The sequence below is a fragment of the Streptomyces narbonensis genome, assembly GCF_014649015.1.
Taxonomy (GTDB): Bacteria; Actinomycetota; Actinomycetes; order Streptomycetales; family Streptomycetaceae; genus Streptomyces; species Streptomyces narbonensis.
Map to the genome: position 1 here is coordinate 1 of NZ_BMSF01000173.1, position 570 is coordinate 570.

Annotated in this window: 1 protein-coding gene; it reads left to right on the forward strand. The window is 30.7% G+C overall.

Annotated features, from left to right (window positions below):
• A partial coding sequence (locus tag IE124_RS36410; RefSeq protein WP_189514044.1) for an Hsp70 family protein occupies positions 1–570 on the forward strand: 570 nt, incomplete at both ends.

Here is a 570-nt window from a genome sequence, read left to right on the forward strand (position 1 = left end):
TGTAGATGGTGAAACTCAATTTGAAGTATTAGCAACAAATGGCGATACTTTTTTAGGAGGAGAAGATTTTGATCTAAAATTAATAAATTATATAGTAAAACAATTTAAAACAGAAAGTGGGATTGATTTATCAGGAGATTCTTTAGCAATGCAAAGGTTAAAAGAAGCTGCAGAAAAAGGTAAAATAGAACTATCTAGTTCTCAACAAACTGAGATTAATTTACCATATATTACGGCTGATAAAACTGGGCCTAAACATCTTAATGTAAAACTTACTAGAGCTAAATTAGAATCATTAGTTGAAGATTTAATTAATAGATCTATTATACCTTGTAAAAAAGCTATCTCAGATGCAAAAATATCTAATTCTGATATAGATGATATTATATTAGTAGGTGGGCAAACACGTATGCCTTTAGTACAAAAAACAGTAGCAGAGTTTTTTGGAAAAGAAGCTAGAAAAGATGTAAATCCAGATGAAGCAGTAGCAATGGGTGCTGCAATTCAAGGTGGGGTATTGGGTGGAGATGTTAAAGATGTTCTTTTATTAGATGTAACTCCTTTAAGATC